General features: G+C 33.5%; 20 protein-coding genes. 5 read left to right on the top strand and 15 right to left on the bottom strand.

Annotated features, from left to right (window positions below; all coding sequences use genetic code 11):
- Nucleotides 1–155 precede the first annotated feature (155 nt).
- The 9 genes from ACM55M_RS06690 to trmD form a co-directional block, all read right to left on the bottom strand.
- Nucleotides 156–1,265 carry a FecR family protein gene (locus ACM55M_RS06690; RefSeq protein WP_416856793.1) on the bottom strand — a complete coding sequence of 370 codons (1,110 nt, stop codon included), beginning with the start codon at nucleotides 1,263–1,265 and terminating at the stop codon, nucleotides 156–158.
- A gap of 90 nt (nucleotides 1,266–1,355) precedes the next feature.
- Nucleotides 1,356–1,964: an RNA polymerase sigma factor gene (locus ACM55M_RS06685; RefSeq protein ID WP_416856792.1), complete on the bottom strand. Its 609-nt coding sequence runs from the start codon at nucleotides 1,962–1,964 to the stop codon at nucleotides 1,356–1,358.
- Between the two features lie 441 nt (nucleotides 1,965–2,405).
- Complete coding sequence (gene rlmF, locus ACM55M_RS06680; protein WP_416856791.1) at nucleotides 2,406–3,359, bottom strand: 23S rRNA (adenine(1618)-N(6))-methyltransferase RlmF; 954 nt, start codon at nucleotides 3,357–3,359, stop codon at nucleotides 2,406–2,408.
- Between the two features lie 69 nt (nucleotides 3,360–3,428).
- Nucleotides 3,429–4,091, bottom strand: coding sequence for a thiamine diphosphokinase (locus ACM55M_RS06675; RefSeq protein ID WP_416856790.1), 663 nt, complete (start codon nucleotides 4,089–4,091; stop codon nucleotides 3,429–3,431).
- Between the two features lie 192 nt (nucleotides 4,092–4,283).
- Nucleotides 4,284–5,105 carry a DUF4249 domain-containing protein gene (locus tag ACM55M_RS06670; RefSeq protein ID WP_416856789.1) on the bottom strand — a complete coding sequence of 274 codons (822 nt, stop codon included), beginning with the start codon at nucleotides 5,103–5,105 and terminating at the stop codon, nucleotides 4,284–4,286.
- 5 nt (nucleotides 5,106–5,110) lie between these two features.
- Entirely contained in the window at nucleotides 5,111–7,492 is a 2,382-nt protein-coding gene (locus ACM55M_RS06665) for a TonB-dependent receptor (protein ID WP_416856788.1), read from the bottom strand.
- Between the two features lie 141 nt (nucleotides 7,493–7,633).
- Entirely contained in the window at nucleotides 7,634–9,874 is a 2,241-nt protein-coding gene (locus tag ACM55M_RS06660; protein WP_416856787.1) for an NADP-dependent isocitrate dehydrogenase, read from the bottom strand.
- A gap of 268 nt (nucleotides 9,875–10,142) precedes the next feature.
- Nucleotides 10,143–10,493 carry a 50S ribosomal protein L19 gene (gene rplS, locus ACM55M_RS06655; protein WP_416843693.1) on the bottom strand — a complete coding sequence of 117 codons (351 nt, stop codon included), beginning with the start codon at nucleotides 10,491–10,493 and terminating at the stop codon, nucleotides 10,143–10,145.
- A gap of 165 nt (nucleotides 10,494–10,658) precedes the next feature.
- Nucleotides 10,659–11,336, bottom strand: coding sequence for a tRNA (guanosine(37)-N1)-methyltransferase TrmD (gene trmD, locus ACM55M_RS06650; protein WP_416856786.1), 678 nt, complete (start codon nucleotides 11,334–11,336; stop codon nucleotides 10,659–10,661).
- A 328-nt stretch (nucleotides 11,337–11,664) separates the two neighbouring features.
- Between trmD and ACM55M_RS06645 the strand changes: the two genes are divergently transcribed.
- A complete protein-coding gene (locus tag ACM55M_RS06645) occupies nucleotides 11,665–12,597 on the top strand; it encodes a peptidylprolyl isomerase (RefSeq protein WP_416856785.1) in 933 nt (310 codons plus the stop codon).
- Nucleotides 12,598–12,702: 105 nt separating this feature from the next.
- On the opposite strand, the gene ACM55M_RS06640 is transcribed toward ACM55M_RS06645, so the two are convergent.
- A complete protein-coding gene (locus ACM55M_RS06640; protein ID WP_416856784.1) occupies nucleotides 12,703–13,602 on the bottom strand; it encodes an alpha/beta fold hydrolase in 900 nt (299 codons plus the stop codon).
- Nucleotides 13,603–13,774: 172 nt separating this feature from the next.
- A complete protein-coding gene (locus tag ACM55M_RS06635; protein WP_416856783.1) occupies nucleotides 13,775–14,329 on the bottom strand; it encodes a thioredoxin family protein in 555 nt (184 codons plus the stop codon).
- A gap of 120 nt (nucleotides 14,330–14,449) precedes the next feature.
- Here ACM55M_RS06635 and ACM55M_RS06630 point away from each other — a divergent pair, with 120 nt between their 5' ends.
- A complete protein-coding gene (locus tag ACM55M_RS06630; RefSeq protein ID WP_416856782.1) occupies nucleotides 14,450–14,785 on the top strand; it encodes a tRNA-binding protein in 336 nt (111 codons plus the stop codon).
- Nucleotides 14,786–14,789: 4 nt separating this feature from the next.
- Here the strand turns inward: ACM55M_RS06630 and ACM55M_RS06625 are convergent, their stop codons facing one another.
- From ACM55M_RS06625 to ACM55M_RS06615, 3 genes are all read right to left on the bottom strand, one after another.
- On the bottom strand, nucleotides 14,790–15,338 hold the full coding sequence (locus ACM55M_RS06625) for an RBBP9/YdeN family alpha/beta hydrolase (RefSeq protein ID WP_416856781.1): 549 nt from the start codon (nucleotides 15,336–15,338) through the stop codon (nucleotides 14,790–14,792).
- 203 nt (nucleotides 15,339–15,541) lie between these two features.
- The gene (locus ACM55M_RS06620) at nucleotides 15,542–15,925 is read right to left on the bottom strand and encodes a PUR family DNA/RNA-binding protein (RefSeq protein ID WP_416849512.1); all 384 of its coding nucleotides are present in this window, start codon (nucleotides 15,923–15,925) and stop codon (nucleotides 15,542–15,544) included.
- A 69-nt stretch (nucleotides 15,926–15,994) separates the two neighbouring features.
- On the bottom strand, nucleotides 15,995–17,773 hold the full coding sequence (locus tag ACM55M_RS06615) for an ABC transporter ATP-binding protein (RefSeq protein WP_416856780.1): 1,779 nt from the start codon (nucleotides 17,771–17,773) through the stop codon (nucleotides 15,995–15,997).
- A 204-nt stretch (nucleotides 17,774–17,977) separates the two neighbouring features.
- Between ACM55M_RS06615 and ACM55M_RS06610 the strand changes: the two genes are divergently transcribed.
- The 3 genes from ACM55M_RS06610 to yajC all read left to right on the top strand — a co-directional run bounded on the left by ACM55M_RS06610 (nucleotide 17,978) and on the right by yajC (nucleotide 20,527).
- A complete protein-coding gene (locus tag ACM55M_RS06610) occupies nucleotides 17,978–19,084 on the top strand; it encodes a Glu/Leu/Phe/Val family dehydrogenase (protein WP_416856779.1) in 1,107 nt (368 codons plus the stop codon).
- A 227-nt stretch (nucleotides 19,085–19,311) separates the two neighbouring features.
- Entirely contained in the window at nucleotides 19,312–20,223 is a 912-nt protein-coding gene (gene nusB / locus ACM55M_RS06605; RefSeq protein ID WP_416856811.1) for a transcription antitermination factor NusB, read from the top strand.
- A gap of 31 nt (nucleotides 20,224–20,254) precedes the next feature.
- A complete protein-coding gene (gene yajC, locus ACM55M_RS06600) occupies nucleotides 20,255–20,527 on the top strand; it encodes a preprotein translocase subunit YajC (protein WP_416856778.1) in 273 nt (90 codons plus the stop codon).
- 76 nt (nucleotides 20,528–20,603) lie between these two features.
- On the opposite strand, the gene ACM55M_RS06595 is transcribed toward yajC, so the two are convergent.
- Complete coding sequence (locus ACM55M_RS06595) at nucleotides 20,604–21,047, bottom strand: hypothetical protein (RefSeq protein WP_416856777.1); 444 nt, start codon at nucleotides 21,045–21,047, stop codon at nucleotides 20,604–20,606.
- Nucleotides 21,048–21,097: the final 50 nt, after the last annotated feature.

The following is a 21,097-nucleotide window of genomic DNA, read 5'->3' as shown; positions in this document are numbered from 1 at the left end:
GGTCTGTTTTATTAATATTCGTTAGTTAGGGTATTGGTAGAACACAGCAATTACTCTTTACAGAGAGCTAATTGATTTTATTCAAGGCGTCGAGAATGTTACAGCATTTTCGGCGCTTTTTTTATTGTAAACTTTAATTCATAGGCAAGATAATGTTAGTTACATCCATCTGATATAATTATAATTTGGTTTCCATTCATTTCATAACTCGTATTGTTTCCAAGGCTTTTACAAATGATTTTAAGCTTTTCAGGCAAAGGCTGATCCGTTAAAGATGTTGTCAGATAGCAGTCTTTTAATTTAGTTTGAGGGAAATCAATTTTTACCAAATAAGCTTGCTCAATAGTTTTGAAAATTTGTGCAACTGGAATATCTGTAAATTCAAATCCTAATTGTTCGATGTTACTTGTAGAATTAATTAATGATTCATCTTGTGTGATATCAGTAATTTTATTGAAACTTAAATTTTTTCGAACGAATCGTAAGGCTTGATTGGGTAATAAAACAATCAGTTCATCTTTTGGATTTGAGATTAACTCATTTGATCTTACTTTTACTTTTCCAGTTCGAACCACAACTTCCACATTTGGCTGATTAGCGTATGCTTTTATTTTAAAACTGGTTCCTACTACTTTTGTAACAATTTCATTCGCAAATACAAAAAACGGTTTTTTAGGGTCTTTACTGATTTCAAAAAAGCCTTCACCGGAGAGGTACACTTTTCTTTCATTGCCCGCAAATATTTTTGGATAACTTAATTTACTGTTGGGCTGTAATAAAACAGAACTACCATCGGATAGCGTTATTATTTGTGGTTTGTCTGAATTATTAGTTTGCTCAACCAAACCTTCCTTATTTTCATTGATAAGTTCACTATAACTAAGTGCCGAGTTTTCAGCGCTGTTGCTTTGATTGTACAACCAGCCGGATAAAAGACTTAAAATCAAAATAGCAGCAACTCCATTAAACCACCTTTTTCTCAAAAGTTTAAGAACTGGTTTTTCCTTTTTATTTTCTTCTGCTTTTTCAATTTTTTCCCAAGTGGCTTCCAAAGCATATTGAACTTCATCCGAAGATAAATCATCATTAGGAACTTTCATCGCTAACAACCATAATCTGGCTTCTTCTACCAATTTAGCACGACTGGAATTTTCTAAAGTCCATTCTTCCCATTCTTGTTGGTCGTCTTTGAAACACACCCATAAATGGAATGATTCATCGGCTAAAAAGTCTTCTATTTCAGTATAATTGTTACGGTGTTGCATCACAAAAAAAGGTTACAATTATATAGAGGACAGTTTTTTTACTGGATACTCATTAAATTCTAAATTTTTTTGATTTTATTTTTTTTAATACTAAAAAGCAGTTGAAAATAGTAATAAAATAAAGGAAATACTTCCTTTCCAATCTTTGCGCAAGCACAATAAAGCACGATGTAAAAGATTATTTGCTGATTGATAATTAATATCAAGCGTATGTGCTATTTGGTCTACAGTAAGTTCCTGGTTGTAGCGAAGATACAAGGCTTCTTTTTGGCGAGACGGCAAATTATTAATTAATTGATTGAGGCGTGAGACTTTGTCAGCAGTTATTTCATCGGCAATGAGATGATGTTCTATAGAAAAATCAAATAAAAATTTAATGGAATCTATAGAAGTACTTACGCGGAAAATACGATCACGTTCTTGTAATCGTGTAATACGTTTACGGACACTGGATAGCAAGTATGCTTTTACTATAACTGAATCATTTAGTTTATTTCTATAAACCCAAATATCTGTAAAAACATCTTGTACGCAATCTTGTACTTTTTCAGGAAAAGGAATAAATGAATTTCCATAACGAACTAAATGGGAATAATGCTTTTTAAAAAGTGTTGAAAAAGCTTTTTCATCCCCCTTTTTTAGATTGCTCCAAAGTGTGGAGTCATCTTGTATTTCGGTATGTAGTAGTTGCCTTTTCACAATTTAGTTTGGATTAGTTCATTTTTTAATGTTAAATAACATTTGAATTGCAATAAAAAAGGATAATAAAGAGGTTCTTTTTTCTTCTTTTTGACTGTTTCTCCATTTTAAATGAATGATTTTTTGCTAATGGTTTGATGAATCTTAAAAGAATATTTTTTTTTATTTTTTAAGATTTTCTTACCAAACTTACGTAAAACTATGTTAAAATTTAATTTTAAGCATAAAAATATAAATAAATTCGATTTTTCGTGAATATTTATATATTTTTTTTTGAAAACAATTTTTTTAGAACTTTAATTATGGATTTAATAATAGAAGCTTTTATTTATGTTTCATATAAATAAATATTTTTTGTGGGTAACTAAAAACAACCTGCCAATAGGTCATTAGTATTATCGTTTGGAATGATTTAAAAGTATTTATAAGTTTTTTTTAATTCTAAAATTTCCAAGCTTTTTGTTGTGTTTCGCTCAAAAAGGTCCAAGCTACAATTCGGCTTGTTTTTTGACCTTGTGCCATGTCAATTGTTTTTACTTCCGCAGCGCTAACTTTGTTTAAGGTTTTATAAAGACTGGAAAGATTTTCTTTTTTGGAAACCAAAGTTGTGAACCATAAACATTGCATAGGGTATTTTGCACTTTCGTAAATCATTTGGGTTACGAAACCCAATTCACCGCCTTCGCACCATAATTCAGTATTTTGACCACCAAAATTCAATACCGGATTTTTAGTTCTGGTATTTTCTAAATTATTGATTTTTTTTATAGAAGATTTTGTAGCCTCTTCTTTTGAATTATGAAAAGGAGGATTACAAATGGTAAAAGTGAATTTATCCTCGGGTGTAATTATGTTTTTAAAAATGAAGCGACTTTCAGTTTGTAATTGCAGGCTTATGGCATCCATAAGATTTGGATTGTCTTGGATTATTTTTTTGCAATTTTGGATTGCTTTTTCATCAATATCAGTTCCTACAAAGCTCCATCCGTAAGTCGAATTTCCTATTATTGGATAAATACAATTGGCACCAATACCAATGTCTAGACCTTGAACCGTTTCACCTTCCGGGATGATTCCGTTGTTGCTGGACGCTAATAAATCAGCTATATAATGAATGTAATCAGCCCTTCCGGGTATGGGCGGGCAAAGGTAGTTTTTAGGAATGTCCCAATCCTGAATGCCGTAATGAGTTATCAGTAAGGCTTTGTTTAGCGATTTTACCGCTTCGGGATTGCTGAAATCAATAGTTTCTATTTGGTGTTCATTGACAGAAACAAAATGCTGCAATTCAGGACAATTTTTGATTAATTGTTCAAAATCATACCCAAATCTATCCAGATTTCTAGGATGTAAATTGGTTTTTTCGGTAATCGTTTTTGGTTTTATTTTTTCCATTTCGGCGCAAAGATAGTCAATCTCTTTCTGTCAAATTATAAGTTGGGATTATAAATAGGTTTTTCGTTATTAATCAATGCATTCCATCAACAGTAAATCGCCTTCACTGTGTTCAATTGTAACGATGCCGTCCTTGATGACATGATTGCTGCTTCCGGTTCTATAGCCTATAGTTAGGCTGTCATCTTTTAAAGGATAAAATAAATTATCAGAATGAATTCCGGTAACATGTCCAATGGGTATTAGCGAAATGGGAGTATTTGCGGTGTACCATTTTTCGAATTTGTTGGGTAATAAAAATATTTTTGAATGGTCGTCTAAAATTACAATTTTCAATAGATTTCTATATCGAACTATATTGGTAAGATTGGTAATGGTATGATCAGCTCTTCTTCCTGTTGCCCAAACGACATTTACAGCTGGGATTTTTCGGTGAATTAAATAATCAAAAGCTTTTTCTAAATCGGTTTTATTTTGATCTGGTGCATGGATAATCTCAATTGGATACTGCGAAGTTTGGTATTGCTCCGGATCGAATCCTCTGTCAAAATCCCCTAAAAGGACATCCACTTTTATGTCTAATTGCATAACTCTTTCCATGGCCGAATCTAATACAATTACCAGAGGGGACCATTCTAATAATTGTCCTAATAATTCTGGATTGCAGGATGCTCCATTGGCAATTATTAAAGCCGGTTCTTGGTCGTCTCGAACGATGTGATGTGAGGACATGAAGATTTTTGATTTAGGAATTTTGAATTTAGATTTCAGATTCTAAATTTGTTGTAAATGTATGAAAAATCTAAAATCTAAAATCGTTAATCTGCAATCTAAAATCCATAGTCCAGATTACTTTACTATACTTTTATTTTCATCTGAGTTCAGTGAACTTCGTTTGTAATGGATAGCTGGATTGGCTCCTAATTACTTAATTGTATAATTTTTAATATCAATTTCGCTAAGTGAAAAATAACCCAATGGATAATTTATTGAATTTGTGGTGTTGATTATATTTCCTTTTACCGTTGCTGGAGGGGATTGAAACGGACCTCCGCCGTTATTGCCTGCGATGCTTACTAAAACGATCATGTAATTGTAATAGGATTTTGAAATTCCATAATGACTGACTTCTATAACATCATCTGATTTTAAATCATCCTTTTGGGAAATACTAAAGAATTTATTTCCATCAAAGAACTCATCTTGATCCACGTAAAAATTAGATTTAACCTCATTAGAATAGATGTATCTGTACAAATAATAATTAGCTTCGTTGGCTGGATCCGTGTAATACGATTTGATTTCTTTATTTTTCCCGGTAAAACCTCCTTCGTTATTTTGAATAATTTCAGTTATTGGTGCCACTGATTTTAATATTTCGGAGGCTTTGTATGTTGCGCCTTCACTAATAACGGTTAAGGTGTAGGATTGATTGATGACTGGGATGAAATTGTTGCAGGTGTATTCTCCTTTGGTAGCTGATTCGGTAAATTGAAATGTAGTATTAGCGCTGTTTTTAATGAAAATAGTGGCTCCGGAAACTGTTGGAATTTCGGTGCCGAAATAATCGGTGGTTGTGGTTAGTTTAATTTTTTGTTGGTTTCCATCTGTTCCTTTTTTCCAATTTATGGAAGCCTCAATAACTAGTTTTGGCGGTGCTGTATTTAGAGCTATTGGAACCACATCTTGGCAACTATTTAAAAAAAGTGCGACTGCAATCCCCAAAATATATATTATTTTTCTCATAATCATTAAAATTTGAAGTTATAGCTAACTGCAGGAACCACTCCAAAGATGGAAGTTTTAACAGCCTCATTAGTACCGGTATCTATATTTTGTCTAAAATTGATTGAAGCGGCATTTTTTCGGTTATACAAATTGTAAATGCTGAAAACCCATTCTCCCTTCCAGTTTCTGTCGTTGTTTTTGCGAGGGGTCAATGTTGCTGCAATGTCGAGATGATGATAAGCCGGAAGTCGGTTTTCGTTTCTTAAACCATAACTGGGAACGGTTACCCCAAGGTATTCGTATTGTCCATTTGGATACGTTACGGGTTGTCCGGTTTGTAATACGAAATTAGCTCCAAAAGACCACTTTTCGTTTAAATTATAAGAACTGGTAATAGCAATATTGTGCAGCTTGTCATAAACAGAATTATACCAATTTCCGTTGTTGATTCCTGTTTCAATTGGCGTTCTTCCTGGAGTTTGTTGTTCAGATTTAGATAAAGTATAGGAAATCCAACCGCTTAATTTGCCTTCGTTTTTACGGAACATGATTTCCAAACCGTAAGATCTTAATTCACCGTTTAAAATTATCTGCTCGATTGCTTTATTCGCAATTAAATCAGCGCCGTCAATATAATCCAATCTGTTTTTTACTTTTTTATAATACGTTTCTACTTCTAAAGAATAGACTCCTTCTTTAAAATTTTTAAAATATCCCAAAGCCACTTGATCCGCAATTTGGGGCTTTATAAAATTATCACTTGGTGTCCAGACATCAAGCGGAGTAGGAGAGGAGGTATTGGAAATCAATTGTAAATATTGTACCATTCTGTTGTAACTGGCTTTTACAGATTGATCGTCATTGATTTGATAGGCTAAAGAAAAACGGGGTTCCAGATTATTGAAGCTTTCAATTACTTTATTTTTATTATAAAATTTAGTTCCTATGGGAGTGGCTTTTTCATAAATCTGTAAATCAGGATTGAAGGTTACAGGATTGTTATCGGCATAAATATTTACAGTAGATTGTCCTAAACGGTAAAACATGCTGTAACGAAGCCCATAAGAAAGAGAGATTTTATTCGAAATTTCCTGATCCGCATTCATATATAAGGCGGGTTCGAATGCGTATTTTTTATCCAATTGATCAAAATTAATTCCAGAATTTAAATCAGAAGGTCTGATGGTTCCCGGATTAAAATCGTAGTAAATAGTACTTACGCCATAATTCAATTTAAATTTGTCGGAAATGTAATTCTTGAAATCGTATTTAATATTGTAATTCTTGATGCCAGAATCCCATTTGAAACCTACAAAATCCAAATCCAATCCGTAATAATAGTCGCTGTAGATTAGTGATAAATTCGAAAATAATTTATCTGAAAATAAATGATTCCAACGTAAGTTTAAAGTGGAGTTTCCGTAAATATTAGTAAAGCTTTTGTTGAGGCTAAAAACGTCTCTTCCAAAATATCCTGACAAATACAAATTGTTATTGGGGTTCAATTTATAACTCAATTTGGTATTCAAATCATAAAAATAAGCGGAGTTGTTTTTTTGATCTTTGGATAGTTTCAAAAATAAATGAGCATATGAACTTCGACCGCCAATAAGGAAAGAACCTTTGTCTTTTACTAGCGGTCCTTCGGCCAAAATTCTACTGGAGATTAATCCAATTCCCCCATTGACATGAAATCCCTTACTGTTGCCATCTTTTTGATAAATGTCCAAAACCGAAGAAGCTCTTCCTCCAAAACGAGCCGGAATTCCACCCTTGTATAACTTTAAATCCTTTATCGCATCAGGATTAAAAACCGAGAAAAAACCAAAAACGTGAGAGGAGTTAAAGATGGTCGCTTCGTCCAACAGAATTAAATTCTGGTCAGCACCGCCGCCGCGAACATTAAATCCGGATGCTCCTTCGCCAGCATTAGTAACTCCGGGAAGTAATAAAATAGATTTGAGAACATCCACTTCACCAAGTACAACCGGCATTTTCTTAATAGCCGAAATAGAGAGTTTATTGACACTCATCTCCGGTTTCCGAATATCAGTTTTAGTTTTAGTATCAGTAATGACCACTTCTTTTAAAAGAGTTTCGTTACTTATTAATTTAAAAATGTTTTTTATGTTTTGTTCTAAATTTATCGATTCCTCAATGGTTTGATATCCTAAATAGGTGATTTGAACAGTGTAATTTCCCTTTGGTACAGTAATAGAGTAAAAGCCATATTCATTGGTAGTTACACCAGTTTTTAATTCTGGGATAACAATGTTTACGCCAATCAAAGTTTCATTGCTGTTAGCATCAATAATAGTTCCGCTAAGTGTGAATTTATTTTGAGAGAAGGAAGAAAGAGAAGATAATAATACAACAAGAAAGGGAATAATTTTCTTTATAATCATTGTTTAAATTTTCTAAATGAAGAAATACAAATTTCACTAAACGGAATATCAATTGGGGTATATCAAATGTTAAGGTATTGCTAAGGTAAAAAAAAAGACGACCGTTTCCAGTCGTCTTTTATACTATATGTAATTACTTTATTAAGCGATTTTTGCAGGTACAGCGATTCTGTTTAAAATAGCATTGAATGTTTCGCTTGGTCGCATTGCTTTTTCAGTCAATTTAGGATTTGGTTGGTAATGACCACCAATAGCTTGAGGTAGCCCTTGTGCTCCAATTAACTCTGCATTGATTTTGGCTTCGTTTTCTTTGAACTCCACTGCAATAGGAGTGAAGATCGCTTTTAATTCAGCATTTTTATCTTGTGCTGCTAATGCTTCTGCCCAATACATTGCCAAGTAAAAATGAGAACCACGGTTGTCAATTTCTCCAAGTTTACGCGCTGGGGATTTATCATTTGCCAAGAATTTCTCAGTAGCTACATCAAGGGTTTCAGCTAAAATAATGGCTTTAGAATTATTTAAAGTTTGACCTAAATGCTCCAATGAAGCACCTAAAGCCAAAAACTCACCTAGAGAATCCCAACGTAAATACCCTTCTTGTGTAAATTGCTCGACATGTTTTGGGGCTGATCCACCTGCACCAGTTTCAAACAAACCACCACCATTCATCAATGGAACGATAGATAACATTTTAGCTGATGTTCCTACTTCCAAAATAGGAAATAAGTCCGTTAAGTAATCACGCAATACGTTTCCTGTTACAGAAATAGTATCTAGTCCTTTGATGATTCTTTCTAATGTGAAGTCAGTTGCTTCAATAGGGTTAAGGATGCGAATGTCTAAAGCGGTTGTGTCGTAATCTTTTAAATATTTTGTTACTTTTGAGATTAACTCTCTATCATGCGCTCTGTTTTCGTCTAACCAAAAAACGGCTGGAGTATTTGATAAACGAGCTCTGTTTACCGCTAATTTAACCCAGTCTTGAATCGGAGCGTCTTTAGCCTGACACATTCTGAAAATGTCTTTAGCTTCAACGGCTTGTTCCATTAAAATGGTTCCGTTAGTAGCTACAACACGTACAACGCCATCGGCACTCATTTGGAATGTTTTGTCATGTGACCCGTACTCTTCGGCTTTTTGTGCCATCAAACCTACGTTTGGAACACTTCCCATAGTTGTTGGGTCGAAAGCACCATGTTTTTTACAAAAATCAATAGTCGCAGTATAAATTCCAGAATAGCATCTGTCTGGGATAATGGCTATAGTATCTTGTTGTTTTCCGTCCTTGTTATACATTTGTCCCGAAGTACGAATCATTGCAGGCATTGAAGCATCCACAATTACATCCGAAGGAACGTGAAGATTGGTAATTCCTTTTTCAGAATTTACCATGGCCAATGCTGGTCCGTTTGCTATCGCTTGGTTTATTGCAGCTTCAACTTCAGCTTGCATCGGGTGTCCACCAATTTTCGCATACACATCACCTAAGCCATTTCTGGTGTCAATATTTAATTCATTAAATAAAGCAGCATATTTTTCGAATACGTCTTTGAAATAAACTTCTACTATCGCTCCAAAAATAATTGGATCAGAAACTTTCATCATAGTAGCTTTCAAGTGAACTGAAAGTAAAACGTTTTGTTCTTTAGCTGCTGCAATTGTTTTAGCAACAAATCTTTTTAAAGCGTTTAGGTTCATTACCGAACTGTCGATTATTTCACCTACTTTTAGCGGAGTGCTTGCTTTCAAAACAGTAGTTGAGCCATCTTTAGCAACGAATTCGATTTTTACATCAGTGGCATCAGCAACAGTAAGTGATTTTTCACTTCCGTAAAAATCACCACTCTCCATAGAAGCTACTTGTGTTTTTGAATCAGAAGTCCAAGCTCCCATTGAATGTGGGTTTGCTTTAGCGTAATTTTTAACTGCTTTAGGAGCTCTACGGTCAGAGTTGCCTTCACGTAAAACTGGATTTACGGCAGAACCTAAAATTTTAGAATATTTAGCTTTGATTGTTGTCTCTGCTTCGTTTTGTGGTTCTTCAGGGAAGTCTGGCAAATTATAACCATGTGATTGTAATTCAGCAATTGCCGCTTTTAATTGAGGAACAGATGCCGAAACATTTGGTAATTTTATAATGTTAGCTTCTGGAGTTGTTGCTAATTGTCCAAGTTCTAATAAAGCATCTCCTGTTTTTTGATCTTCAGTCAAAAACTCTGGAAAGTTTGCTAAAATTCTTGCAGCTAAAGAAATATCTCTAGTTTCAATTTCAATATCAGAAGTTGATGTAAATGCTTGTACAATAGGTAGAAATGAATAAGTTGCCAATAAAGGCGCTTCATCAGTAAGGGTGTAAAAAATTTTTGATTTCTGTGTCATTTTTTTATTTTTATAATCGAATCACGGTTAAATGTAGCTTAAGTAAGGTGTTTCACTTGAAATAAGGCGGACAAATATATGAAAATCAGATGTAATAGAAGGCGGATTTTATATAGAAAAACACGAATTTTTAGATTACTAACTAGTTATTCTGAATTTGTTAATTTTATAAACCCTTAAATCCTAAATTATGAATTTATATGGGGAAAAATTAGCAAAAAAAAGTCCCAACATTGTTGGGACTTTTTTATAGTAAAGAGACAGTTGACTATCTTCTTTTGTCTTTAATTTTAGCTTTTTTACCAGTAAGTTCTCTGAAGTAGAAAATTCTAGCTCTACGAACTGCACCTTTTTTGTTGATTTCAACTTTTTGTAAAGCAGGTAAGTTTACTGGGAAGATACGCTCTACTCCAATAGCACCTGACATTTTACGAATAGTAAAAGTTTCTGTGTTACCAGAACCTCTTCTTTGAATAACAACTCCTTTAAAAAACTGTGTTCTAGTTTTTTCACCCTCTCTAATTTCGTAGTAAACTGTGATAGTATCACCAGCTCCAAAAACAGGGAAATCTTTTCTAGCTACTAATTCGTCTTGAACGAATTTCATTAAATCTGCCATGATAATTTTAATTATGGTTTTTATTAAATCAACATTCACGGATCTCGCCAGAGGTTAATCTAATGTGGGTGCAAAAGTAAAAAATTATTTTGAATTATAAATTATAAATTTTGAATTATTTGAATCCTTATTCTGAGTTATTTAAAATTCAACATTTATAATAATTTACTCCTCCAGCAAATCCGGTCTTCTGGTCTTAGTATGTTCATACGCCATATCTTCCCGCCATTTATCTATTTTGGCAAAATTTCCGCTGGTCAAAACATCAGGAACTTTCCATCCGTTATAATCTGCTGGGCGTGTGTAAATAGGTCCTGATAATAATCCATCCTGGAAACTATCCGTCAACGCTGAGGTTTCATCACTTAAAACACCCGGAATCAATCGGATTAATGCATCTGATAAAACCAAAGCGCCCAGTTCTCCACCACTTAAAACATAATCACCAATCGAGATTTCCTTTGTGATAAAATGGTCGCGCACGCGTTGATCTACACCTTTATAATGTCCGCAAAGGATAATAATATTCTCATACATCGACATCGTGTTCGCCATTTTCTGATTCAGGGTTTCCCCGTCCGGCGACATATAAATGATTTCGTCATACGTTCTTTCGCTTTTCAAATGCGTAATGCAAGCATCAATGGGTTGCACCGTCATCACCATTCCGGCACCACCACCATACGGATAATCGTCCACACTTTTCTGTCTGTTGGTGGTATAATCCCGTAGATTATGAAAGTGGACTTCCACTAATCCTTTATCGATGGCGCGTTTCATAATTGAAGCCTCAAACGGGCTTCGCAATAATTCTGGGAGAACGGTAACAATATCAATGCGCATAATTTTGAATCTTAGTTTTAAAGCGCAAAGGTACAAAGTTTTTGAGACTCAAAATTTTCCAAATAAGCGAATAACCAAATAAGCGATTAAACTTTTCATCAGGAGCTATTTCCAGCTTTTCACTCTATCTTTCCTTGCTTAAAGAAAGCAAGGAAAGGATGCCGTTTCAATCTGGGCTAGGATTTTGTGGAATTAGGAGGTTTTAATTTAAAATACGTTCTAAATTACATTCCTGTTTAAACCCCAAAACTTTCAAATAACCAAATCCGCAAATTCCCTTTTTAAAATTAATTTCGTAAATTTGCCCTTCAATAAAAATTATACAAAAATGGAAAACGGAATATATGCTAAATTCAACACCACAAGAGGTGCTATTTTAGTAAAACTAGAGCACGAATTAACACCGGGGACAGTTGGGAACTTCGTAGGATTGGCAGAAGGAAACATAGAAAATAAAGTAAAACCACAAGGGGTTAAGTTTTATGACGGATTAAAATTCCACAGAGTAATTCCTGATTTCATGATTCAAGGTGGTTGCCCACAAGGAACAGGTACTGGAGACCCAGGGTATAAATTTGATGATGAATTTCATCCAAGTTTGAAACACAACCGTCCGGGAATTTTGGCTATGGCTAATTCAGGACCTGGAACTAATGGCTCTCAATTTTACATTACACACATTCCAACAGAATGGTTGGATAACAAACATACTGTTTTTGGACATGTTGTAGAAGGTCAGGATGTTGTCGATGCGGTACAGCAAGGGGACGTTTTGGAATCTTTAGAAATTATCAGAGAAGGAGAAGAAGCTAAAAATTGGAATGCAATTGAAGCTTTTATCACTTTTAAAGGGTCACGTAATAAACGTGATACCGCTCTAAAAGCAGATGCGGAAGAAGCTATGGAAAAACTAGCTGCAGGTTTTGAAAAAACAGAAAGCGGTTTGCGTTACCAATTCATCCAAAGAGGGGAAGGTAAAAAAGCAGAAAACGGGAAAACAGTTTCAGTACATTATACAGGACAACTTCCAGATGGTAAAGTTTTTGACAGTTCATATCCTCGTAAAAAACCAATCGAATTTCCATTAGGAAAAGGAAACGTTATTGAAGGTTGGGATGAAGGAATTGCCTTGTTGCGCGTAGGTGACAAAGCACGTTTCGTGATTCCAGCTCATTTAGGATACGGATCTCGTGGAGCTGGAGGAGCAATTCCACCAAATGCTACATTGATTTTTGACGTAGAATTGATGGACGTAAAATAGTCTAATTCAAATAGCAAATTTTAGTTGTCAGATAAAATTAAAAAACCCAAAACTTTCGTTTTGGGTTTTTTTATGCAATAAAAGCAACTTAAGGTATTCTTTAATTTAGATTTCTGAATTTAAAAATTCAAGCAAATCCTTGTTTAATTTGTCTTTTTCAATATAAAATAAACCGTGTGGTGCTCCTTCATAAACAATAAATTTATTGTCTGGGATTAATTTTGTCGCTATTTCAGAAGTGATTTCGATAGGGACGGTTTTGTCCTCATCGCCATGAATAATTAATGTAGGCACATTTACCGAAGCCATTTCTCTACGAAAATCGGTGGTGGAAAATGACTTAGCACACTCTAAAGTCGCGCGTGGTGAAGCTAAAGAACACAGCATTCTATAATAATCCAGTAAAGGAGTACTGATGGGTTTGCTGATGAAACTCACTCCGAAAAATGTTTTCCCAAAACTATCCAGAAATCCAATTCGGTCGTCTTTAATTTGTTCCGCCATACCATCGTATTTTTCTTGTGGAACACCATTTGGATTAGAATCTGTTTTCAATTGAAATGGAGTTACGGAAGATATTAATACCGCTTTTGATACTCCTTTTCCCCCATGACGGCTAAAATAACGTACGACTTCACCGCCTCCCATAGAAAATCCAACAAGTGTAGCTTCCTTTAAATCTAATTGATCAATAATAGCTTTTAAATCATCTGCCAAAGTATCATAATCATAGCCATTCCATGGTTGTGAGGATTTTCCAAAACCGCGACGGTCATAAGCAATAACTCTAAAATTATTTTGAACCAAAGTATCAATTTGATATTCCCACATTTCATTAGATAGTGGCCAGCCATGAATAAGGATTACTGGCTTTCCTTCACCATAATCTTTTACATATAGTTTTACATTTGGTGCTGTTACAATGTATTTATCCGTGGACATTTTCGATCCAGAAAAATTATCTTCACTAAGTGATTCGCTTCTGTTAATTTGATTCGTTTCCATAACATGTACTGTTTTTCAAGATGAATTTAGTATTTCTAATCTTGTAAAATTAGATGTATTTTATAAAAATGGTATTATAGAATTTCTATAAATAGTTGTAACTTTTTTGTTTTTGGAACAAATAAAAAAAAAGTATTCAATTGAAAGTCAGTGTGTTTTGTGTAAAATGGAATTATTTCCATTTTATATTACAGCCTATACTTGGTTTTTGATTGGGATTAATTATTCGATTATAAATGACACTATCAATAGCACCACGCAAATCATTACCACTAAGCGGAATTCCATTTCCTGGGCGGCTGTCATCTAACTGACCGCGATAGACTAATTTGTTTTGGTCATCAAATAGGAAAAAATCAGGTGTGCAAGCTGCATCGTATGCTTTAGCAACTTCTTGTGTTTCGTCATATAGATACGGAAATTCCATTTTGTTTTCGAAAGCGAATTCTGTCATCAATTCCGGGGCATCTTCTGGATATTTTGAGACATCATTGCTAGAAATGGCAATAACTCCTATTCCCTGAACGCGATAATCATTAGCAATCATAACAATTTCTTCAATTACATGGCGCACAAACGGGCAATGATTACAGATGAATAGTACCAAAGTTCCTTTTTCGCCTTTTAAATCTGAAAAAGAAAACCACTCGTTTGAGTTGGTATCTTTCAAATGAAATTCGGGAGCAACGGTTTCAAGGGATACCATTTTTGAAGCAGTTTTTGACATTGAAGTTTTTCTCGTTTAGAATTTAAGGTTTAAAGTTAAGAAAAAAGTATTGTGTTTTAAATTTAATATGCTATTTTAGATTATAAAATAGTTGGTTAATAACTTTAAGCTTAAATAAAAATGATGCTAACTTGGTCTGAATTTGAAAGAGTAGATATGCGCGTGGGAACTATTCTGGAAGTAAATGATTTTCCTGAAGCACGAAAACCAGCTTATCAGTTAACAATAGATTTTGGTCCAGAAATCGGAATTAGAAAAACTTCCGCACAAATCACCCAACGCTATCAAAAAGATGATTTGCTCAACCGACAGATTGTTGCTGTGGTCAATTTTCCTAAGAAACAAATTGGAAAATTCATGAGTGAATGTCTCGTTCTAGGTGCAGTAGGAGGTGAGGGAGATGTTGTTTTATTGGCTCCTGATTTTAAAATTGAAAATGGATTACAAATTGGGTAAAAAATTAATTGTTAATTTTATCAATCAATTGTTGCAATAGCATTTGTCCTTCTTCCCAAAATTCGAGATTTGATTCCGAATTCACATGTCCTTTTTGACCAATATTTATAAAATCACTTCCCCACATTTCAGCAAAATAGTCCGCTCTTTTTGACGATATGTATGGGTCATTTTCGCTGGTTACCACCAAGGAAGGAAAGAGCAATTTAGACAATGGCATCGGTGAAAAGTTCCAAATTTTTTCTGGTGTATGTTCGGGAGAATCTACATCTGCGGGTGCAACCAGTAAAGCGCCTATTATGTTAGGATTGCTATTGGCAGAAGTCCAATGCATCACTAAAGAAACCGCAAGACTGTGTGCAACCAAAATTGTTGGAGAATCTAATTTCAGTATTGCTTCATTGAGTCTTTCAAGCCATTCTTCTCGAATAGGTTCATCCCAATTGTCCTGAACTACCTTAGTGGCATTTTTATATTTTTTGAGCCAATAGCTTTGCCAATGGTCTTCTCTGGAATCACCCAGTCCTGGGATAATTAATAATTTTATTTCCATTCTAAAATATTTAACTAGTATAAATTCGTCTACAAATATAAAAAGTGTTTAGAAGACTTATTTTGGAATAAAAATATATAATTTAAATCGAAATAAAAAAGACAACGATTATTTCTAATAGTTAGATTATAGGTAAATATAAAAAAAGTCCAAAAATCATTAAGATTTTGGACTTTTTCGTTTTGTAAGTAGGCAATTAATAATTAAATATCATCAAATTCTATATCAGTAAAAGTTGATGTTTGTGGTAGGATTTCATCATTATCTGTTTTGTCAGATGCGTATTCTTTTTTGAAATCTTTTTGGTGTCTTTCAGAGATTACTTCTTCGCCCTTGTGGTTCAAAACGTAGGAAGTCATTTCGCCAAGAATTTCTGCAAAAGCAGCAAAGTCTTCTTTGTATAAATAAATCTTGTGTTTCTTAAAATGAAACGATCCGTCTTCTTCGGTAAATTTTTTACTTTCGGTAATCGTAATGTAATAATCATCAGCTTTTGTAGCTCTTACATCAAAGAAATAGGTTCTTCTTCCAGCACGTAAAACTTTAGAAAATATCTCTTCTTTTTCTAACATGTCATTTTCTCTCATAATCCTTTCTGTCAATTTTTTTATTTAATAGCAATCAAAAATCATAAAAATTTATTTATTATACAACAATTATAGTAATTCTTTTTCTGAAAGTTGTTTTAAATAAAGTGATGCATAATACCCTTCTTGATTTATCAATTGATTATGAGAACCTTGTTGAATAATTTTCCCGTCTTCAAGAATGATAATGTTATCAGCATTTTTAGCAGATGAAACCCTATGACTGACAATAATCGTGGTTTTGTCCTTGCAAATTTCATATAAGTTATTCAAAATTGCTTCTTCAGTTTCTGTGTCAACTGCCGATAAACAGTCATCAAAAAGTAAAATAGCCGGATTTTTAATAATGGCTCGAGCTATAGAAACGCGTTGTTTTTGTCCGCCTGAAAGAGTGATTCCGCGTTCGCCAAGAATGGTTTCATACTTTTTATTGAAACCAATAATGTTGTCGTGTACTACCGCATTTTTTGCAGCAGTTTCCACTTCTTCATCAGTTGCATTTTCTTTGCCAAACTTAATATTGTTTTTGATGCTATCCGAAAACAAAAAGGCATCTTGAGGCACAATTCCAATACTGTTTCTTAAATCATATAGGTTCAAAGTGCTTATTTCATGTCCATCAACAATTATTCTCCCATCGGTAACTTCATATAAGCGGGAAATCAAAGAGGAAATTGTCGATTTTCCGGATCCAGTTTTTCCAAGAATCGCCAACGTTTCTCCTTTTTTTACTTTAAAGGAAATATTTTTCAATGCTTCTATATTCGTGTCTTCATAGGTGTAGCTCACATTTTCGAATGAGATAGTGCCTTCAATAATAGACTTATTTGGGTTTTTATTTTTTATTTCCGGTTCGATTTTCAGGAACTCATTAAGACGTTTTTGGGAAGCTTCGGCCTCTTGAACCATTGACGAAACCCATCCTAATGAAGCAACAGGCCACGTTAGCATGTTGACATACAAAATGAATTCTGCTATAGTTCCAATGCTTTTTATTGTCCCGTTTATATACATTAAACCACCAAAATAGATTACAACTAAGTTACTGATTCCTATCAGAGCCAACATTAAAGGACCAAATAAAGACTGTACTTTTGCCAAATCCAAACTCTTACTTTTACTTTCATTAGCCAAATCGACCATGTTGTTCTGATGTTGGTCTTCTAAGGAATACGCTTTAATTACCCGGATTCCAGAAAATATTTCTTGTGAAAAACTGGAAACTTTCGACAGGTATTGCTGGAAAATAGTGCTCCTTTTATTGATTTCCGAACTTAATTTAAAGATGCAATACGATAAAACCGGTAAAGGAAGAATGGTATACAATGTCAATCGTGGCGATACATTATACATATATCCAATTACAATTGCAAAACGGATAACCGTATTTATCGTATACATTACGGCGGGTCCCACGTACATTCTTACTTTGGAAACATCCTCACTGATACGGTTCATCAAATCACCGGTTCGGTTTTGTTTGTAGAAATTTTGCGATAAGTTTTCATATTGTCTAAAAACTTCATTTTTTAAGTCAAACTCAATATGTCTTGACATCACAATAAGGGTTTGTCTCATCAAAAAAGTGAGGAAACCAGCAATAATGGTGGTGGCAATGATCAATAAAATATTATGTATAAGTTCTTCTCTATAAGTTGAAATGATAATTTGAGAAGTTCTTTCTTGTTTTGAAAGCTTATCAAATGCTTCAATTGCTTTAAATGATTTACTAATCAATTTTGGTGTAAACAAAGAAAATATTTGTGCAATAATTGTAAATAAAATACCAAGAGAAAAGCTGTATTTATATTTGATAAAATATTTATTTAAATAACGTAATTCTTTCATTTTTTTAAGATATTCTGTGTTGAAAAAGTTTTATTTTTTGATAAAATAATTAATTTTTGACATTGTTAAAAATTAATTATTTGCTGCGTGTGATTATGAAATTGATAATTTAACGAATTAATATTAGGATATATTTATTTTTTATGTAAATTTGATTTGTCTTTTTAACGAATTCGTAATTTATCACTATAAAAATCAATACTTATGAATGCAGCTTTCACAACTGGAAAGGAACTTCAAAAAATGGATCCCGTTTTTGGTCAATTATCATTTGATGATCACGAGCAAATTGTATTTTGCAACGACAAAGATACAGGTTTAAAAGCAATTATTGGTATTCATAATTCGGTTATGGGCCCTGCTTTGGGTGGTACACGCATGTATAATTATGCCAATGAATGGGAAGCATTAAACGATGTATTGCGACTTTCTCGTGGTATGACTTATAAAGCGGCTATAACTGGATTGAATATTGGTGGAGGTAAAGCTGTTATTATTGGTGATGCCAAAACCCAAAAGACTCCTGAGTTGATGCGTAAGTTTGGGGAATTCGTTCATTCTCTCAGCGGAAGGTATATTACTGCCGAAGATGTAGGGATGGAAACTAGGGATATGGATATCGTAAGAGATGTTACGCCCTATGTTACTGGAATTTCTGAAGAAAGAGGCGGGTCTGGAAATCCATCTCCTGTTACTGCTTATGGCGTATACTTAGGGATGAAAGCAGCTGCAAAACATCAATTTGGTTCGGATGTTTTGGATGGTAAAAAAGTATTGGTGCAAGGAATTGGCCATGTTGGAGAAACTTTGGTTGATTATTTAACAAAAGAAGGAGCGCTAGTAACAATAACTGATATTAATGAAGAAAGATTGTATGAAGTAGGAGCGAAGTACAACGCAAAAATATTTACAGGCGATGATTTATACAGTGCCGATGTTGATATTTATGCGCCTTGTGCCATGGGAGCAACTATAAATGATGCAACAGTACATAAAATTAAAGCGAAAGTAATTGCTGGTGCGGCTAACAACCAACTAGCAAATGAGAATATTCACGGAGCAATTTTACAGGAACGAGGAATTCTTTATGCCCCAGATTTCTTAATTAATGCTGGTGGAATTATCAATGTTTATGCGGAATTGGCTCACTATGATAAAGCCGAAATCATGCGTAAAACAGAGAATATTTATAACACTACGTTAGAAATCATTGATTTTGCTATTGCAAATAAGATGACCACGCACCATGCAGCTTTGACGATTGCCCAAAATAGAATAGATCAAAGAAAGATAGAGAATAGTAAGAAGTAGTTTTAATTTTTAGTATGCAGTCGCAGTTTACAGTAACAGTTTTCGGCTATAACCGGAAATTATAACTGAATTCTGCGACTGTTTTCTTATAGGATAATCTAAATTAGAACCAAAAGCTTTTTTTAGCGTTTTAATTTTATTTTAAAAAATGAAATTCTTATTTTTGCAGACTAATTAATAAAAGTTCTTACAAGGTGGTAAATAGAAGACACATACGCGTTAAAGTTATGCAATCCATTTATGCGATGCATCAAAGCGGTTCAGATAATCTGGAAAAAGAAGAAAAATTCCTTTTTTACAGTATCGACAATATTCAAGATTTATACCTTATAATGCTTTCTTCCCTGATTGAAATTTGTAAAACAGAAACTGTCTTTTTACATAAATCAAGTCTTAAACATCTAGCAACTCCTGAGGAGCGCAAACCCAACGAAAAATTCATCAAAAATCAAATTTTTCAAATTCTTTCCGAAAACAATTCACTAAGTATTGCGCTGGAAAACCGTAAAATCAATAATTGGACTTTAAATGACGATTATATTTTATTGCTTCTTAATGATATAAAGGCCAGTAAATTGTATGAAAATTACATGAGTAATTCTATCAATACATTTGAAGAAGACAGGCAGTTTATCGTTGATTTGTTCATGGAAGTAATTGTACCTAATGAAAAATTGTACGAATATTTAGAAGATGATAAATTGACTTGGGTTGATGATATTCCTTTAGTGAATACACACATCATCAAGCAATTGAAAGTCATTAAATCTGGCGAGGATGATAATTTCAGAGTTCCAAAATTATACAAAGATAATGAGGATAAAGACTTTGTTAAGGATTTGTTTAGAAAAACAGTCTTAAACGAAAAGGAATTAGCCAAAGAATATGTTGATAAAACTCCAAACTGGGACAGTGATAGAATTGCCGAAATTGACACCATTATTCTTAAAATGGCAATTTGTGAATTTTTGAAATTCCCATCTATTCCTGTAAAAGTTACCTTAAATGAATATTTAGAAGTTGCCAAAGAATATTCTACACCAAAAAGTAGTATTTTTATCAACGGAATTTTAGATAATTTAGTAAAAGAACTGGAGGCCAGTAAAAAAATTATAAAAGCCGGTCGTGGTTTAATGTAATATTTATAAATAAAAAAAGAGAATTAAAATTATGGGACAATTAACTCAATTTGCGCCGTTTCTATTAATGTTTGTGGTAATCTATTTCTTTATGATCAGACCACAACAAAAAAAGGCTAAAAATGAAAAAGAATTTGAAAGCACTTTGAAAGTAGGAGACAAAATCATTACTAAAAGTGGTCTTCACGGAAAAGTTTCTGAGTTGGCTGATACAACTGTTGTTGTTGAAACGATGTCAGGAAAATTGAAAATGGAGCGTTCCGCAATTTCTATGGAAATGAGTGCTACTCTGAATAAAAAGTAATTTCACTTTAATGAATTAAAAAAGTCCCAACCGATTATTCGGATTGGGACTTTTTTTTAAATAAAAAATAACAGAATTATTTTTTATTCTTCTTCGCTTTCTTTGCTTTTTTAGATTTTGCTTTGGCTTTTTTAGCTTTTATCTTTGCTTTGACTTTTGCTTTTTTAGCTTTATCCTTTTTGGCTTTTTTTGCCTTTTTGGCTTTTGCTTTCGCTTTTTGTTTTGCTTTTTCTTTAGCGTCGGCTTTTTTAGCCTTTTTCTTGTCTTTGTCTTTCATTTTTACTTTCTTTTTAGTCTCGTTTTTACTTTTTTTCTTATTTGAAACGTCACTATCATCCTCTGGATTAATGGCATAAATTTCTATAGTTTCCGTTATGATTTCTTCAATTACCGGCTCTATAATTTCGACTGGTTCTTCCGAAGGTTTGGTTACTTTAGTTTTTCTAGCGCTAACGGGCTTATCAATTTCAGGTTTTTCGGGAGTTACTGGAACAGTTTCCGCTTCTTTCTTTTGAATCATAAATTTGTAGTTTTAATATTATTTGATACAATTAAACCAATAGTTGTTGT

Origin of the sequence: Flavobacterium galactosi (genome assembly GCF_048158585.1) — a bacterium.
GTDB lineage: Bacteria > Bacteroidota > Bacteroidia > Flavobacteriales > Flavobacteriaceae > Flavobacterium > Flavobacterium galactosi.
Note: the sequence above shows the minus strand (reverse complement) of the source record. Positions and strands in the feature narration are given on the sequence as shown.

What these genes read in the sequence shown, in the direction of transcription:
- ACM55M_RS06690 (WP_416856793.1), bottom strand. Translation starts at nt 1,265, where the DNA reads ATGCAACACCGTAACAATTATACTGAAATAGAAGACTTTTTAGCCGAT.
- rlmF (WP_416856791.1), bottom strand. Translation starts at nt 3,359, where the DNA reads ATGGAAAAAATAAAACCAAAAACGATTACCGAAAAAACCAATTTACAT.
- ACM55M_RS06675 (WP_416856790.1), bottom strand. Translation starts at nt 4,091, where the DNA reads ATGTCCTCACATCACATCGTTCGAGACGACCAAGAACCGGCTTTAATA.
- ACM55M_RS06670 (WP_416856789.1), bottom strand. Translation starts at nt 5,105, where the DNA reads ATGAGAAAAATAATATATATTTTGGGGATTGCAGTCGCACTTTTTTTA.
- ACM55M_RS06665 (WP_416856788.1), bottom strand. Translation starts at nt 7,492, where the DNA reads ATGATTATAAAGAAAATTATTCCCTTTCTTGTTGTATTATTATCTTCT.
- ACM55M_RS06660 (WP_416856787.1), bottom strand. Translation starts at nt 9,874, where the DNA reads ATGACACAGAAATCAAAAATTTTTTACACCCTTACTGATGAAGCGCCT.
- rplS (WP_416843693.1), bottom strand. Translation starts at nt 10,493, where the DNA reads ATGGCAGATTTAATGAAATTCGTTCAAGACGAATTAGTAGCTAGAAAA.
- trmD (WP_416856786.1), bottom strand. Translation starts at nt 11,336, where the DNA reads ATGCGCATTGATATTGTTACCGTTCTCCCAGAATTATTGCGAAGCCCG.
- ACM55M_RS06645 (WP_416856785.1), top strand. Translation starts at nt 11,665, where the DNA reads ATGGAAAACGGAATATATGCTAAATTCAACACCACAAGAGGTGCTATT.
- ACM55M_RS06640 (WP_416856784.1), bottom strand. Translation starts at nt 13,602, where the DNA reads ATGGAAACGAATCAAATTAACAGAAGCGAATCACTTAGTGAAGATAAT.
- ACM55M_RS06635 (WP_416856783.1), bottom strand. Translation starts at nt 14,329, where the DNA reads ATGTCAAAAACTGCTTCAAAAATGGTATCCCTTGAAACCGTTGCTCCC.
- ACM55M_RS06630 (WP_416856782.1), top strand. Translation starts at nt 14,450, where the DNA reads ATGATGCTAACTTGGTCTGAATTTGAAAGAGTAGATATGCGCGTGGGA.
- ACM55M_RS06625 (WP_416856781.1), bottom strand. Translation starts at nt 15,338, where the DNA reads ATGGAAATAAAATTATTAATTATCCCAGGACTGGGTGATTCCAGAGAA.
- ACM55M_RS06620 (WP_416849512.1), bottom strand. Translation starts at nt 15,925, where the DNA reads ATGAGAGAAAATGACATGTTAGAAAAAGAAGAGATATTTTCTAAAGTT.
- ACM55M_RS06615 (WP_416856780.1), bottom strand. Translation starts at nt 17,773, where the DNA reads ATGAAAGAATTACGTTATTTAAATAAATATTTTATCAAATATAAATAC.
- ACM55M_RS06610 (WP_416856779.1), top strand. Translation starts at nt 17,978, where the DNA reads ATGAATGCAGCTTTCACAACTGGAAAGGAACTTCAAAAAATGGATCCC.
- nusB (WP_416856811.1), top strand. Translation starts at nt 19,312, where the DNA reads ATGCAATCCATTTATGCGATGCATCAAAGCGGTTCAGATAATCTGGAA.
- yajC (WP_416856778.1), top strand. Translation starts at nt 20,255, where the DNA reads ATGGGACAATTAACTCAATTTGCGCCGTTTCTATTAATGTTTGTGGTA.
- ACM55M_RS06595 (WP_416856777.1), bottom strand. Translation starts at nt 21,047, where the DNA reads ATGATTCAAAAGAAAGAAGCGGAAACTGTTCCAGTAACTCCCGAAAAA.